A 1,111-nucleotide genomic window follows, 5' to 3' on the forward strand; every position below is an offset into this window, starting at 1 on the left:
TCGAATGGACATTATCCGTGGTTGTGGGGTTGGGGCTGATTTTCCCGGATTAACGGTGACTCGACCTCGGGTTTTTGACGCTACCCGTCTTGACTTACCACCACAGCTGACTGAAGACTTTGTCTCCGAGCCTGACAAAAAGAGTGAATTCCAACAGCATCTGGAAGCTGCCATGCACGGTGCGGCTGATCTGGCGCAGTTAACCGGGCGGCCCGGGGATCAGCGTAAGAAAAACTACATCCAAGTCTACGGTCTCAGAGCCAATGGCTCAAAGATCTCCGAAAACTTCGAATGGACAGCCGAACCAGTGCAGAGAATGAACCAGTTTATTGACGACAATGTCCGGCGGAAAATGGCTCAGGAGGCTAGCATTATTGTCTGTTCAGACCCCGGCCACCAAGCCTGCAAGGCTGATCAGAACAAAGGGATCACTTATGGTATTCATAACAGCTGGCATGATCTGAGGCAGGTCGAGATTCCGGCCGAAATGACGCTGCTGGAAAAGATGCAGTACGAACATGACCCGTCGCTGCTGAGCCCGACAACACAACAGTCAATGGAGCAAGAGGTGCAGCGGCTGAAGAGCAACGGTATTCAGATGAATCTGGGCACCTTGACGCAAGAAACGCTGACTTCGGAGAAAGCCCGACAAGTGCTGAAACAGCGCGGGATTAACGTGGTCAGCAGGAAGCGATCCTACGTTACCAACGATGGCCTCCCTGGAGAATGGGAAATGCTGGTACCAAAGAAGATAGCGAAGCCAGATGCTCAGAATGCGCCAGCAGGGGAGGGCCAATAAAATCCTTTGACCTTGCTTTGCAAATCCAGCAAAGGACAGTGGGATCATACTGGAACTTTTTACCAGCAAGTTACTCTAATGACGGCAGAATCCACTCTTTGAGAGAAATGGATAAATCATAAGTGTTAATGGAGTATTGCCATGAATGTTGCACACGGAACGGGAACCTCTGTCGGCCCTTGCCCTCACTCTCAACCAAAGTTTGATCAACCAAAGCCTGACACCCGGTCGGTAAAAGCCTCTGGCCAATGGACCACCAGCCAACCGACCCGCAAGCTGCTACCCTGTCATCCCAGGGAGTCTGAGCGACAA

At 51.7% G+C, this 1,111-nt stretch carries 2 protein-coding genes; one reads left to right on the forward strand and one right to left on the reverse strand.

The genetic code is table 11. The features are described 5' to 3' along the window. On the forward strand, positions 1–799 hold a 799-nt coding region (locus KDK17_RS18640), incomplete at its 5' end, for a hypothetical protein (RefSeq protein ID WP_257288772.1). A 70-nt stretch (positions 800–869) separates the two neighbouring features. Here KDK17_RS18640 and KDK17_RS18645 read toward each other — a convergent pair. Next, positions 870–1,111: hypothetical protein (locus KDK17_RS18645; protein ID WP_257288773.1), on the reverse strand; the 242-nt coding region annotated here is incomplete at its 5' end.

The sequence above is a fragment of the Endozoicomonas sp. SESOKO2 genome, assembly GCF_024606245.1.
Taxonomy (GTDB): domain Bacteria; phylum Pseudomonadota; class Gammaproteobacteria; order Pseudomonadales; family Endozoicomonadaceae; genus Endozoicomonas_A.